This window comes from Rohdeia mirabilis (genome assembly GCA_007750655.1).
Taxonomy (GTDB): Bacteria; Planctomycetota; UBA1135; order UBA1135.
In genome coordinates this window covers 3,319,590-3,333,737 of record CP036290.1, presented here as the reverse complement: position 1 = coordinate 3,333,737, position 14,148 = coordinate 3,319,590, and the positions used below count along the sequence as shown (strand labels likewise).

Annotated in this window: 8 protein-coding genes; 2 read left to right on the top strand and 6 right to left on the bottom strand. The window is 71.7% G+C overall.

All coding sequences use genetic code 11. The annotated features are described in order from the left end of the window. Positions 1–14 precede the first annotated feature (14 nt). Genes Pla163_RS12410 through Pla163_RS12395 form a run of 4 tightly spaced genes read right to left on the bottom strand, consistent with a single transcriptional unit; the run spans position 15 to position 6,373 of the window. On the bottom strand, positions 15–899 hold the full coding sequence (locus Pla163_RS12410) for a carbohydrate ABC transporter permease (RefSeq protein WP_145188718.1): 885 nt from the start codon (positions 897–899) through the stop codon (positions 15–17). Further along, entirely contained in the window at positions 896–1,780 is an 885-nt protein-coding gene (locus tag Pla163_RS12405) for a carbohydrate ABC transporter permease (RefSeq protein ID WP_145188714.1), read from the bottom strand. Before Pla163_RS12405 ends, Pla163_RS12410 begins: the two co-directional genes overlap by 4 nt. After that, complete coding sequence (locus Pla163_RS12400) at positions 1,777–3,102, bottom strand: extracellular solute-binding protein (protein WP_145188711.1); 1,326 nt, start codon at positions 3,100–3,102, stop codon at positions 1,777–1,779. Before Pla163_RS12400 ends, Pla163_RS12405 begins: the two co-directional genes overlap by 4 nt. Before the next feature lie 31 nt (positions 3,103–3,133). After that, a complete protein-coding gene (locus Pla163_RS12395; RefSeq protein ID WP_145188708.1) occupies positions 3,134–6,373 on the bottom strand; it encodes an O-antigen ligase family protein in 3,240 nt (1,079 codons plus the stop codon). 119 nt (positions 6,374–6,492) lie between these two features. Here Pla163_RS12395 and Pla163_RS12390 point away from each other — a divergent pair, with 119 nt between their 5' ends. Further along, positions 6,493–9,750 (top strand): alpha-mannosidase, encoded by a 3,258-nt coding sequence (locus tag Pla163_RS12390; protein WP_145188705.1) that lies wholly within the window; start codon positions 6,493–6,495, stop codon positions 9,748–9,750. Between the two features lie 230 nt (positions 9,751–9,980). On the opposite strand, the gene Pla163_RS12385 is transcribed toward Pla163_RS12390, so the two are convergent. Both Pla163_RS12385 and Pla163_RS19040 read right to left on the bottom strand, forming a co-directional pair. Then, entirely contained in the window at positions 9,981–10,829 is an 849-nt protein-coding gene (locus Pla163_RS12385; protein WP_145188702.1) for an anti-sigma factor, read from the bottom strand. Beyond that, positions 10,826–11,371 (bottom strand): RNA polymerase sigma factor, encoded by a 546-nt coding sequence (locus Pla163_RS19040; protein ID WP_419185882.1) that lies wholly within the window; start codon positions 11,369–11,371, stop codon positions 10,826–10,828. Before Pla163_RS19040 ends, Pla163_RS12385 begins: the two co-directional genes overlap by 4 nt. Before the next feature lie 577 nt (positions 11,372–11,948). Here Pla163_RS19040 and Pla163_RS12375 point away from each other — a divergent pair. Continuing rightward, positions 11,949–14,105 (top strand): patatin-like phospholipase family protein, encoded by a 2,157-nt coding sequence (locus Pla163_RS12375; RefSeq protein ID WP_419185881.1) that lies wholly within the window; start codon positions 11,949–11,951, stop codon positions 14,103–14,105. The last annotated feature ends 43 nt before the right edge of the window (positions 14,106–14,148 follow it).

Genomic DNA, 14,148 nt, shown 5'->3' with positions numbered 1-14,148 from the left:
CCAGCCCTTCGGAGTCAGCCCTTCAGACCGCGCGTGGCGACCGATTCGGTGAACGCGCGCTGGAAGAGCGCGAAGACCAGGAGCACCGGCAGGATGGTCAGGACACAGGCTGCCATCAACAGGCTCCAGGGCGTGCCGCCGTGACTCGACTGGTACATCTGCAGTCCCAGCGCGAGCGTGTACTGCTCTTGGTGGTTCAGGAACACCAGTGGTCCGACGAAGTCGTTCCAGGCCGCGACGAACTGCAGCAGGAACACGGCCGCCAGCGCCGGCGTCGAGTTCGGCAGCACCACGCGCCAGAAGATTCCGAAGTGCCCGCAGCCGTCGATGCGCGCCGCCTCGTCGAGTTCGGGCGGCAGGCCCATGAAGAACTGGCGCAGGAGGAAGACGCTGAACGCGCCGGCGAACGCGCTCGGCAGCCACAGCGGCAGCAGCGTCCCGATCAGGCCCAGCTCCTTGAACAAGAGGTACTGCGGCGCCATCACCACGGTGAACGGCACCATCATCGTCCCGAGGACCACGGCGAAGGCGACCTCGCGACCGGGCCAGCGCACGCGCGCGAAGCCGTACGCGACGAAGGCGCTCGAGATCGTCATCAGCGACGCCGACGCGAGGGCGACGACGATCGAGTTGCGGTAGTAGGTGGGGAAGTCCGCCGACTCGCTCTCGAGCACGCCGCCGTAGTTCACCGCGATCTGGTCGGCGAGTGCTCGCAGACTGCCGAAGAAGCCGGTCCCGCCGAGGTTCGGTAGGAGGCCGACGCCGGGGTCGAGGGCCTGGGACTCCGGCTTGATCGACGTGGACAACATCCACACGAACGGCGCCGCCCAGGCGCAGGCGCAGGCGACGAGCAGCGTGTAGGTCACGGCGGCCCGGACCGGTCGCGTGCGCGCGCTCATCCGGCCGCTCCGACGCGGGTGTGGACGCGCCTTCTGGCGAAGCGCACGGCGGCGATCGTCAGGGCGCACGTCAAGGCGAACTGGATCCACGCCAGAGCCGACGCGTAGCCCATCCGGCCGTACTGGAACGCGTTCTGATAGACGTACATCGACAGCACGAGCGTCGAGTTCTGCGGCCCGCCGCGCGTCATGATCAAGGGCAGCGCGAAGACCTGCAGCGCCCAGATCGCCGAGACGATGACGTTGAAGGCGACGGCCGGCGAGATCGTCGGCAGCGTGATCCGCCACAGCCGCGACCAGGCGGTCGCCCCGTCGACGGCCGCCGCCTCGAGGAGGCTCTTGGGGACGTCGCGCAGGGCGGCCGTGAACACCATGACCTGGGCGCCGACGATCCAACCGCTCATCAGGACCAGGGTCGCGAGCGCCCAGTCCGCATCGCCGAGCCAGTCCGGTCCCGCGACGCCGAGCGCGCCGAGCGCCGTGTTGACGAGGCCGTCGTCGCGCTTGAGCAACCACAGCCAACCCACGGCCACCGCGCTGATCGGCACGAGGGTCGGCGCGAAGACGAGCGCCCGCACGAGTTCGCGTCCGCGCAGCTTCTGTTCGAGCAGCAGCGCCAGCGCGAGCGCCACGACCGTGTTCAGCGTCACCGAACAGGCCGCGAAGATGCCCGTGTTGCGCAGCGCCGTCCAGAACACCGGATCGTGCGCGATCTCGGCGTAGTTCGCGCCGCCCACGGGCAGCGGGTCCTCGATCAGGTCGTACTGCGTGAAGCCGTAGCGGATCGACAGCGCGACGGGGACCGCCGTGAACAGGGCGAATCCGATCCAGAAGGGCGCGGTCCACACGAGGCCCGTGCGCAGTTCGCCGCGCGCGCTCAACCGCGTGCCTCGCGTGCGCGGTGCGCGGCGTCCGAACGGTCCACGAGTCCCTGCGCGCGTGCGGCCACACCGGCCAGTTCGGTGCGCGGATCAGCGCCGGTCCAGATGCGCTCGAAGGCCGGCACCAACAGGTCCGAGTACGACTTCCAGGCCCGGTGCCGCGGCAGTACCGCAGCGGCCGGACTGCGCACGATGCGCTCGTGCACGTCGACGTACGGGTTCGGGTGGTTCGCCTCGAAGTCTGCGGGCCGTTCGACCAGCGGCGACGGCTTGCAGTGGTCCGAGCAGAGCTGCGCCTGCACGTCGGGCCGCTGTGTGAAGGCCAGGAACTCGAGGGCCTCTTCGGGATGGGGGCAGCCGCGCGGAATTCCGATCACGTCGGCCTCGAGCAGGCCCTGGGGGCGCTCGGGGTCGTAGACGCTCTCCGCCACGGGCATGGGCGACACGACGTAGTCGACGTCGGGCGCCTTCGAACGCGCGACGTTGGCCATCCAGGGTCCCTGCACGATCATCGAGACCTGCCCCGAGAGGAAGGGGTCGGCCGCCGAGAGGTTCGAGCGGTCGAACCCGCGCGCGAAGCCCTGCGAGTCGAGCCGCCCGTGCCGCTGCGCGGTGGCCGAGACCCACTCGTAGGCGGCGACGCACGCGTCCGTGTCGCACGTGACCCTGTGCGTCGCGTCGTCGAACAGTCGCCCGCCGGTCGCGAGCGGCCACAGGTACGGCCACCAGTTCGGGACCGCCTGCAGGAAGCCCGCGCGTTCGAGGCGACCGCGTGCGTCGCGCCGCACGAGACGCTCCGCGACGGCGTCCAACTCGGTCAACGTGCGCGGCGGGCGCTCCGGATCGGCACCGACCTCGGCCAGGTGCGCGCGGTTCGAGTAGAGCGCGAGCGAGTAGCACGTGTTCACGCCGACCCACGCGCGGCCCTCGTGGCACAACAACTCCCAGATGGCCCGCGGGTAGGCGGCCTGGTCGAGACCGTCGAGCGGAAGGAGCGCGCCGCTCTGCGCGAAGTACGGCACGTTCCAGCTGAACAGGCCGACCAGATCGGGCGGGTCGCCTCCACCGATCGCGACCATGGCCTTCGAGTACGTCTCGGCCACAGGGAGGCGCACGACGAAGATGCGGTCCTGACTCGCGTTGAAGCGGTCGACGACGCGCTGCATCGCCGCGCCCTCCTCGCCGGTCCACTTCTCCCAGTAGCGCAGCGCGACGCGGCCGGCGGGAACGTCCTGTTCCCAGCGCGCGCGCCGCGGCCACAGCGCGTAGCCCGCGGCCACGGCGCCGAGACCGATGCCCAGGTTGCGGCGCGAGATCAGCATCGAACGGGGGCGGGGGCGTGCACCGCGAGCATCACGAGTCGCCGTGGTCGGCGCGGTACAGGCGCTCGAGTCGCTCGACGAGTCCGTCGCCGGCCGGCCCCGTGCCACCGAGGAGTTCGCGCGCGCGATCGACCACGTTGCCGTCGCTCGGCAGCCAGTAGGTGTAGATGTGTCCCGCGATCGCGTCGAGCATCCGGTTCTTGCCCCCCGAGCGCCGCTCGGCCACGTCCTGCAGGCTGATCGTGTCGGCCATGTACCGCAGGATCACCAGGGCCGGAGCGCCGCGGTCGACGAAGTGCGACGTCAGGATCTTCTCCGACGCGTTCCGCCTGGGGTTGTTCTCGTCGTAGCAGCGCAGGGTGCGGCGCGCGTCGGCCAGCGCGCGATCCCAGTCGCCCATCGCTGCGTGGTAGGCCACCGAGAGCTCGAGCCTGGGCGTCGGCGACGCCGCGTCCTCGAAGACGTCCAGCTCCGAGACCGCCGAGAGGATCCGATCCATCTCCTCCTGGGTCACGCGCGCGCGTCGGCGCGGGTCGCGCGTGACCTGGGTCGACAGAGTCGTGTCGGCGAAGAGCTCGCGCAGCGACGGGTCGATGGTGTCGACGACGGCTGCGGCTCGCTCGTCCATTCCCAGACGGTCCAGGACGACCCACTCGAGCTTGCGGATCGACGGGAAGACCGATTCGACGCGCGCGGTGTAGCGTTCGATCCAGTACAGCGCGCGATCGGGTCGGTCGAGACCGTCGTAGGCCGTGAACAGGGCCAGGAGGCTGCGGCGGGCCAGGTAGGGATCCGTCTCGATCGACGAGATGGCGTACTCACCGAGTCGTTCGACGATGTCGTCGAGCTCGATCTGGACCATCACTTCGTCCCGCGAGCGCACCATGAACACGATGCGTCGCGCGCTGCGGATCGGCGAGTCCTCGACTCTGCGCTGTTCGTTCGGCAGGAGGCCCCAGTCGGTCGACTGGTTCACGAGCGCCTGGAAGAGCGACTCGCGAGCGTCCTCCTCGCGTCCTTCGTACATCTCGACCCAGGCGCGCAGCATCTGCGCCTTGCCCACGTCGGGGCCGTGCGGGTCCAGTTCCAGAACGCGCTCGATCACCCTTGCGCCCTCGTCGAAGTAGCCGCGGCGCAGGAGCGGAGCGGCGAGCATCAACCAACCCTGCGCGTCACCCGGCGTGCGGCGGGCCTCCGCGCGGCGCGCTTCGAGGATCTCGTCCGCGGAGGCGTTCAGCTGGCCGAGGAGGTTGACCTCGTAGTAGTACGCCTGCGGATGGGGCGGATAGAGCGTGCGTCCCAACGCGATCCGGTCGTAGCCCGCGCGCATCTGCTTCGCGGTGAACGCCATCAGGCGTCCCGAGTGGATCAGTCCGTCCGCGGCGATCGGCAGGAGGCCGAAGCCGACCAACGCGACGACGAGGGCGGTGCGGCCGATGCGATTCATCGTTCGCGACGGGGTCCGGTGTGCGGCGGACCCGGCCGGCGAACCACTTCGCGCCGTGGCGCCGGGCCCGGTCACGTTCGCCAGCGTCGCGCACAGCCCCAGCGTGATCCACAGGTGGAGCGGCAGGTAGGTCGGCTGCACCTGTCCCAGGTCCAAGAGGTTCGTCGACAGCGTCCCGACGGTCAGTGCGAGCGGCGCCGCGATCAGGGCGCGCCGTCCGCGCGTCAGTCCGAGCAGGGCGCGGCGCGCGAACTCGAGCAGGCCACCGACGAGGACCAGGAGGAACGCGAGCGAAGGCAGACCGGATCCTTCGGCCACCGCGAACAGGAGGTTGTGGGGGTGGAAGGACTGGTTCGTGCCGTCGTAGTAGCTCGGTTCGGCGTACCGCGCGTGCATGTAGTACTGGCCCGGTCCGACGCCGAAGAGCGGGTGGTCGGCGATCGCCGCGCTCGACATCTTCCAGTAGTGGTAGCGCTGACCGATGGCGGAGTTCGGCTCGAGCGCGCGCGCCTGCAGCCACTCGCGCGCCGGGTCCGCGAGGGGTGTGGCCCACAGCCCCAGACCGACGATCGCGAGCGCGACGACGGCGATCGCGATGCGCCCGACGCGACGCGGCAACGGACCGAACACGCTCCACAGGGCGACGGCGGCGCCGACGACCACACCGGCCGAACTGGCTTCCGACTGCGCGCGCCACACGAGCACCACGCAGGCACCGGCCAGGACCAGGAGGAGCCCGCGCCGCAGCACGCCGCGCAGCATCGACTCGCCCTCGATCGACAGGAGCGCGAGCGTTCCGCACAGCAGCGCTCCGCCTGCGAAGGCCGGACCGATCTGGTTGGGATGCGCACCGAAGAGCCGCAGACGCGACGCGAGGACCCGCGGCCAGCCCTCGTCGCGCGCCACGTCGAGTTCGGACAGGAGGCCCGAGACGACCACGATGCCGACGCCTGCGACGAGTACGGTGAGGACGCGGCCGACGTCGGAGGGCCGCAACCGCGTCGCGAGCGCGTAGCACAGGAGCGCGCCCGCCACGACCGACTGGAGCTTGATCGTGCCGCGCGGGACGCTGTCGCCGAACGCAGCGGCGAGTGCGACCCACGCGATCAGCGCGAGGCCCGCGTACCAGACCGCGCGAGTCGTGCGGTCGGCGCCCGGTGCGGGCGGTAGGAGTGCAGCGCTCTGCCGCTGTGAACCGAGGAGCGCGAGCGCCACGAGGCAGACGAGCAGCGCCACGGGCGTCGACGTGTCGCGCGCGAAGGGCAGGGTATTGGCCGTGCACAGGATCAGCGCCGCGGCCAGGATCCTGTGGGTCGGCGGGTGCGACCGCGGTCCGGCCGGGACGTAGATCGCGAGCACCGCGATCGCGATCGCGTAGACCGGCATGAGGAACGGACCGTCGCCGTAGGTCGCGTTGCTCGAGAAGGACGGCAGTCCGGCGGCGACCATGGCCGAGAACGCGCCAACCACGAGTCCTGCGGCCAGCGCAGCGGGGTTCGAGCGACGCACCAGGCCCGCCACCAGGCCGACGCCCGTCGACGCCGCGAAGGCGAGCGGCCAGCCGCTGGTCCACTCGTAGGCGCGCGGGAAGCGTCCGGCCGCGACCCACGGATCGAGGATCGCGAACGCCCACCAGCCCACGGTGCCCACGATCGCGAGCGCGGCCAGAGCGGGTGCGATCCGCCCGAACGCGCCGTCATCCGGTCGGCCGCCGTTCGGTCGGCCGCCGTTGCGCTGGTCGCTCTCCTCGGCACCTTTGGGCGGCGCGCCGGTCGAGCCCACAGCAACGGGGTCCGGGGCGTCGGGCGTGGGAGTGTTCTGCATGTGGGGCCCGCGTCGGCCCCACAGACTACGCCACCGGGCGCGCGAGGGGCGCGCGCCGACGAGGCTCCGTTCCGCGGGCGCGTCTGTTCCTCGCGCGCCCCGGACCGGATACTGCGTCGATGGTCACCGACGCCGAACGCACGCGCCAGCGCACCGAGGTCTTCGTCGCCCAGGTCCTCGACCCGGCGATCTTCGCGGATCGGCTTCCGCTCGCGGTCGCCGCCTGGCAGCCGGAGGAGCGCGTCGACGCCGAGGCCGCGCGCGTCGCGGGCCTGCGGGGCGATCACGGCGACCACGAGCACCTGGACGGCGCGTTCGCGGACGTCGAGCTCGGCTGGCGCTTCGGGCCGGTCTGGTCGAGCTGTTGGTTCAGGCTGCGCGCACACCTGCCCGAGCGCTTCGCCGGATCCACGGTCCACCTGCGCTTCGACTGCGGGACCGAGGCCACGCTCTGGAGGAACGGGGTGCCGGTCCACGGCTTCGACCCCAATCGCGACCTGGCGCCGCTCGGGTCGTTCGGCCACGCGGGCAGCGCGATCGACCTCTACGTCGAGGCGCACTGCAACCACCCGCTCGGCGTCGCGACGTTCTGGTGGGACGCTCCCGAGACCCACTCGCGTTGGAGCGAGCGCCGCCCCGGACGCCTCGAGAAGGCCGAGCTCGTGCGCGTCGACGAGACGGTGCGCGAACTCGCGACCACGCTGCGTTTCGCGGCGGGACTCGTGGCCGAACTGGGCGACGCGAGCCCGCGCGCGAACCGCCTGCGCCGTGCCATCGAACGCGCACGGACGGTCCTCGATCCGGCGGCGCCCGGTGAGCGCGCGTTCACCGCGATCGCGATCGTGCGCGAGGCGCTCGGACGCGGTGCGCAACCGTCGGCGACCCTGTGCTACGCGATCGGACACGCACACCTCGACACGGCCTGGCTGTGGACCACGGCGCGCACGCGTGAGAAGTCGCTGCGGACCTGGGCCAACGCGCTCGAGCTCATGGAGCGCGACGGCGACTTCCGCTTCCTGGCTTCGCAGCCCCAGCAGTTGGCGTGGCTCGAGGACGACAGCCCCGAACTGTTCGCGCGCGTCTCGGAGCGCATCGCACAGGGCCGCGTCGAACTGCACGCTGCGACCTGGGTCGAGCCGGACGGACACCTGCCGTCGGGCGAGTCCATGTGCCGGCAGCTCGCGTTCGGGTCGCTGTGGCTGCGCTCGCGCTTCGGCGAGGTGGCGGACCAACGCATGCTGTACCTGCCGGACACGTTCGGGTTCTGCGCCGCGTGGCCGCAGTTGGCGCGCCTGGCGGGTCTCGACACGTTCGTCACGAACAAGCTGTGGTGGAGCGAACGCGAGGACTTCCCGTACAGCCACTTCACCTGGCGCGGCCTCGACGGCTCCGAACTGCGCGCGCACGTCACGCCCGGTCAGGACTACAACGCCACGAACACGCCGCTCGAGCTGCGGCGCGGCGAACGCGTCCTCGCCGAACGCGATCGCGTGGACGTGGGGATCTGGCTGCAGCCCTTCGGACACGGCGACGGCGGCGGCGGCCCCACGCAGGAGCAGATCTGGCGCGCGCGCTGTTCCCAGGACGCCGAGGGCCTGCCGCAGGTGCGCTTCGACGGCGCGCACGCGTTCGCCCGCGACTTCCACGAACGCGCCGACGAACTGGCCGACGAGGGCACGCCGCTGCCGGTGATCGACGGCGAGCTGTCCATCGAGAACCACCGCGGCACCTACACGACGCACAGCGCCTTGAAGCGCGGCAACGCGCGCGCCGAGCAGTGGCTGCGCGGACTCGAGGCCGCCGTCGCGACCTGGCCGCTGGGTCTGGACGCCGACGCGCGCGAGCGCCTCGGAACCAGTCTGCGCGCCGACTGGTCGACGGTGCTGTTGCTGCAGTTCCACGACATCCTGCCCGGTTCGTGCACCGCCGACGTGGCGCGCGAGGCCCGCGCCGACCACGAACGCCTCGACGCCGGTTGGCTGCGCCTCGCCGGTGCGCTGGCTGAGCGGCTGGCGTCGCGTTTCGACGCGAGCGACGAGAACACGGCGGCCTGCGAGCGCCCGACGCTGGCCGTGAACCTGTCGAGCGTTCCGCGCAGCGGTTGGTTCGGTGAACCGGCGCGCGGCGTCTGGGCCACCGACGTCCCGGCGTTCGGCTATCGGCTCGTGGACGCGGCCGCGGCGCTGCCCGAGCACGTCGCGCGTCCGCTGGCCGACTTCGCCGCCGACGGTGCGCCGCGGCTCGCGATCGAGGTCGACGGCGTGCGGACCCGCGTCGAGCTGAGTCCGGACGGCGCGATCCGCTCACTCGTGCGCGGTGAAGGCGACGAGTTCGTGGCACCGGACCGCGCGCTGGGCGAACTCGTGCTGCACGACGACCGTCCGCTGCAGTGGGAGGCCTGGAACGTCGACTCGGAGTCGCTCGCGGTGGCGCAGCCGGTCGTGGGGGACGAGCCGGTGCAGTGGCGCGCGGTGGACCTCGGTCCGGCCAGCGTGGGCTTCGAGTGCGAGCGCCCGTGCGGTGCCAGGAGTCACGTCGTCACGCGCGTCTGGCTCGAAGCGGGCGATCCGGCCGTGCACCTGCGCTACGAGATCGACTGGCGCGAAGAACGCCGTTGGCTGCGCGCGTTGTTCCCGGCCCTCGTGCGCGCGCGGACGGCGGACTGCGAGGTCCCGTTCGGTCACCTGGCGCGACCGCTGACGGCCAACGACGCGACCGAACGGATGGCGTTCGAGGTGCCGATCCAGCGGTTCGTCGACGTGGCCGAGCCCGGTCGCGGACTGTCGGTGGTCAACGACACGCGTTACGGAGCGTCGCTCGAGGTGCTCGCGCGCGGCGGGAGCCAGATCGGTGTGTCCCTGTTGCGCTCCGCGTCCTGGCCCGACGCCACGGCCGACCGGACCGAGGCGCGCGCCGGTCGCCGCCACCGCGTGCACTTCCAGCTCGTGCCTCACCACGGTGATTGGCGCGAAGCCGGTGTGCTCGCGCGCGCGGAGACGGCGCCGCTGGGATGGACGGCGGTACCGCTCGCGGGGCTCGAACGGACGGCTCGGGGCGCGAGCGCGAGCGACAGCGCCGCGGCCTTCGCACCGACGACGTTCGCGCCGCTGCGTTGCACGACCGTTCGCGGGGCGGCGCGCGTTCAGATCGCCGCCGTCGCGCCCAGTTGGGACGGCAGCGCGGTCGTCGTCCGGCTCGTCGAACGCGCCGGAGCCCGCGGGCGCGTGCGCGTCGACTGGAACGTCGACGTGGAGTCCGTCGCAGCGGTCGACCTACTCGAACGTCCGCGTCCGCGCGAGCGCGTCGAGCACACGGCGAGGGCGACCGAGGTCGAGCTGCGACCGTTCCAGGTCGTGACCCTGCGGGTCGAGCTCTAGTGGTGTGAGTCGCTCCGTCGAGGCACTTCGGCGTTCCGTTCGGGGTGCGATGCAAGGCGCGCCGACGACTCGCCCCCTCTTCCATGGGGACCGGGCTCTCGGGTCTCGAAGGAGGCCTGACGCAAGAGCGCGCCCGTGCGGGACGCTGCCGACACCAGGGGAGACCGTGCCCCGAGAGAGCGAATCACACCGCGAGCGCCCCTTCGCGGATCGCTGACGGCGCGCGCCGCTCAGGAACCGACGGCCGCCAGCAGGAACAGGTGCTCCTGCTTCGACACGACCACGCCGCCCGGCTTCTCGAGCGTGATGGCGAACGCCGCCGGTGCGCCGACGGGGAGCTTCGCGTCGATCGGGACCTCGATCACGCCGTCCTCGGTGCAGTCGAACACGCCGCCGTCGACGGGGTTCTCGCCCTCGCGCGTGGCGTCGATGATCCACAGCTGGTACTGGTGCTCGGTGGGGTCGTTCACGTCGAGCCCTTCGAAGCGCATCACGCCGGACTGGGCGCTCGCGCTCCAGACCACCTTGCCGCTCACGCCTTCGCCGAGGGGATCCGCGGTGGGGGTCCAGTCGACGACGACCTCGTCGTCCACGCGCGCCACGAACTCGTCGAAGGACACGTTGGCATCGGTCGACGCGTCGGCGGTGCCGAGCACGTACACGAGCGCCAGCGCGGCGGCCGCGGCCGCGATCCATCCGAGACGCGCGAACAAGGGCGTCGGGCCGCCACGGGTGGCGTCGACGCGCGCGGGAGCGTTCGCTCGCGGGGCGGGAGTCACGGCGTCGCTCGAACCGCTCCATCCGAAGTGACGCCCGGCCTGGGCGAGCAGACGCGCCTCGAGGTGTTCGGGCAGCGGCTCGGGCTCGCGACCGCCGGTGGCCAGCGCTGCATGGGTCAGTGCGATCGCCTCGGCCACGGATTCGAGTTCCGCGTCCGCGTCGAACGACGGATCCGCGCCCTCCATCTCGAGCAGCAGCGCATCGAGTTCATCCCGGCCCGCGTCGTCGAGACGACCCAGTTCGAGCTCCGCGAGCAGTTCCTCGAGGCGCGCCATGTGCTCGTCGTTCGAAGCGCTCATGCTCGACCTCCTGCGCCCGGTGCGGCGCGGCGGCTCTCGAGGATCTCGCGCGCCTGCGACAGTCCGCGGCGCGCATGGGTCTTGACCGTGCCGAGCGGCATGCCGGTGTGTTCGGAGATCTGGCTGTGGGACAGGCCGTCGAGCAGGGACAGGCGCAGCACCCGCTGTTGTTCGGGGCGCAGTTCGGCGAGCACCGAGTACACGAGCTCGACCTCGTCGTCGCGGTCGACGCCGGCGTGGCCCTCGTGCTCGACCGCCACCACGTTCGGGTCCTCCTGACCCACGTCGCGGGTGCGGCGGGCGCGCCGTCGCACGGCATCGATGGCGCGGCGGCGGGCGACCAGCGCCACGAAGCCGGCCTCGCTCGACTTGGAAGGGTCGAACCGCGCGGCTTTCAGCCACAGGTCGACGAAGGCTTCCTGCACCGCGTCCTCGGCCAGGTCGCGGTCGCCGATGACGCTCTTCACCACCGACCAGACCAGAGCGCCGTAGCGCGCGAGGCAGGTCTCGACGGCGGACCGGTCGCCAGCGGCGATGCGCACGAGGAGATCGTCGGATGTGGCGGGGCGGTCCATGGCGGGTCGCGGGGCACAGGAGAATAGGCTCCCGAGCCCCGCGGCCCCAGCCTCGCTCCTCGCACCGGTCGTTCCGGGTGCAGCCATGGTTCGATCCTGGTCGCGGTCGGAGGTCGAGCGGCCCGGCGTCGAGGCCCGACGCGCGAGCTGGATCGAGAGCGAACGCCGTCCACGGCGGCAGGTCGCCGCGAGCCGGGTCGCCGCCTCGACCAAGCCACGGGCGCCGCCTGGGTCGGCGACAGAGCGTCCCGTCGGATAGGTGGAATGAGCGTGCATCGCGGCGAGGACCCCAGGGGTCCCTTGGAGTTCGCCGTCGGTGGACGCGCGGTTTCGCCGGGCCGCGGTCCGTCTCTCCGCTACCCTCCCGCCCATGCCCGCCCCGAGACGCTCCCGGAACCATGCTTCGCACCCCATCTCCCGGTTCACCCTCTGCCTCGTCGCCCTGATCGGGCCGTGGGTGGGTGGGGCCTCGGGCCAGGACGGTGCCTCCGAGGGCCAGACGGCCGCAGAGGAAACGACGAGAAGTGAGGCAGCCAGCGCCGTCGTGGCTCCGGCGCGACCGCGGGTCGGCCTCGTGCTCAGTTCGGGCGGCGCGCACTCGCTCGCCCAGGTGGGGGCGCTCGAAGCCCTCGAGGAACTGCGGGTCCCGGTCGACTTCGTGGCCGGCAGCGAGATGGGCGCCCTGATCGGCGGTCTGTACGCGGCGGGCCTCCCGGCGGTCGAGGTCCACGCGCTCGTCTACAGCCCGCCCTGGGTCGACGCGCTGTCGGGCAAGGTTCTGCGGCGGTCGATGAGTTGGCGGCAGCGCACCGTGGACCGCGACTTCCTGGTCGATCTGCCGATCGCGTTCGGACCCGACGGGTTCGGCCTCGCGGACGGCGTCAGTCGCACGCGCTGGCTGTCATGGCTGCTCTCGAGCGCCACCGTCGAGTTGGCCGGCACCGAGAACTTCGACGACTTCCCGATCCCGTTCCGCACGGTGGCCGCCGACATGCTCGAGGGCGACCGCGTCGTGTTCTCGTCGGGCGACGTGTCGGCGGCGATCGTGGCGAGCCTCGCGACCCCGGGCTGGTTCCCGGCCGTGCAGATCGGCGAGCAGCAGTTCGCGAGCGGCGCGCTCGTCGATCCCGTTCCCGTGCGCCTCGGGCTCGATGCCGGTTGCGAGACCCTGATCGTCATCGACTGCGCGCTCGACCTGGGCCGCGCCGAGCGCCTCGACTCGTTCGTGACCGCCGCCACCCAAGCGGGACTGCTCGCGGGCGAGTCGAACCGCCGTCGTTCGATCGCGGCGCTGCGCCCCCAGGACATCCACCTCGTGCCGCGACTCGAGGGCGTCGACGAGGACGACCTGCGGACCGCGGCCGACGCGATCGACGCGGGTCGCCAGGCCGTGATGGCCGTGCGCCACAGGTTGGCTCCGCTCGCGCTCGACGAAGAGGCCTGGCAGCGCCACGTGGAGGAGCGGCACGCACGGCGTCCCGTCCTGCCCGTGCTGGGCTCGGTCCGGTTCGAGGACCACACGGGTCTCGACGATGCGGTGCTGCGTGCGCGCGTGCGCAGCGAACCGGGCCAACCGCTCGATCGCGAACAGCTCTCGAAGGACCTGCTCGGTCTGTACGGCCTCGACTACCACGACCGCATCGACCTGTCCTGGGAGCAGCGCGAGGACGGGACCGCGGACATCCTCCTCGAGGGTCTGCCGGCGAGCGACGCCCAGTGGAACCCGCGCGCCGGAGCGGCGTTCGAAGGTGTCTTCGGCAAGGACGCCACGTTCGTGGTGGGCGGCGCCTTCGCGATCCGGCCCCTCGACGGTCACGGCGCCGAGTGGCGCAACCGGATCGAGGTCGGCAGCAGCGTCCTCCTGTTCTCCGAGTACTACCAGCCGATCGACGACGAGGCGCGGTGGTTCATCGCACCGGGTGCGGAGATCGAACTGAAGCGCGTCAACCTGACGGAGGATGAACGGGTGCTGGCGGCCTTCGACGGACGCGCGATCGGTCTGCGACTGGACGTCGGACGCGTGCTCGGGGAGTGGGGCGAGCTGCGCGTGGGTCTGGTCAAGGAGGCGGCCGACTTCGACCTCGCGATCGGCGATCCCAGCATGTTCGACACGACCAGCGTCTCCCAGGGTTTCCTGCGCGGCGAGCTCCAGGTGGACACCATGGACTCGCTCGCGCTGCCCAGCAAGGGCTGGATCGGGCGCGTCGTCTACCGTGCGCCGGTGGGGCTGTTGTCGGGCGACGACGAGCAGTTCATCCAGATGCAGCTCGACCACGCCCAGAGCCGCGGGCGCACGACGCTGCTCGCCGGCATCGAGTACGCCACGGCGCTCGACCAACAGGGAGCACTGGCCAACACGTTCGACCTGGGCGGTTTCCTGCGCCTGTCGGGACTCGGACGCGACTCGATCAGCGGAGCCCACGCGGCCCTGGGTCGCGTCGCGTTCTGGCGCGCGTTCGCCCAGCCGCAGCTCGAGCCGCGCACGCTCGAGTGGTACGTGGGCGGCTCGCTCGAGATCGGCAACGTCTGGAACCGTCGCGACCAGATCGAGCTGAAGGACCTGCGGCCGTCGGGGTCGTTGTTCCTGGCGCTCGACTCGGTCGTCGGCCCCGCGTTCGCCGGCGTCGGCCTGACGAGCCCGGGCGAGTTCGCGGTCTTCCTGACGTTCGGCAACCAGTTCGGCGACTGGGACCTGTTCTAGGCCTGGCGTGAGACGTGGGCGGCGCGCTCGGAACCGACGTTCC

Excerpts from the sequence above, each read along its gene's own strand:
- Pla163_RS12410 (WP_145188718.1), bottom strand. The coding sequence starts at position 899 with ATGAGCGCGCGCACGCGACCGGTCCGGGCCGCCGTGACCTACACGCTG.
- Pla163_RS12400 (WP_145188711.1), bottom strand. The coding sequence starts at position 3,102 with ATGCTGATCTCGCGCCGCAACCTGGGCATCGGTCTCGGCGCCGTGGCC.
- Pla163_RS12395 (WP_145188708.1), bottom strand. The coding sequence starts at position 6,373 with ATGCAGAACACTCCCACGCCCGACGCCCCGGACCCCGTTGCTGTGGGC.
- Pla163_RS12390 (WP_145188705.1), top strand. The coding sequence starts at position 6,493 with ATGGTCACCGACGCCGAACGCACGCGCCAGCGCACCGAGGTCTTCGTC.
- Pla163_RS12385 (WP_145188702.1), bottom strand. The coding sequence starts at position 10,829 with ATGAGCGCTTCGAACGACGAGCACATGGCGCGCCTCGAGGAACTGCTC.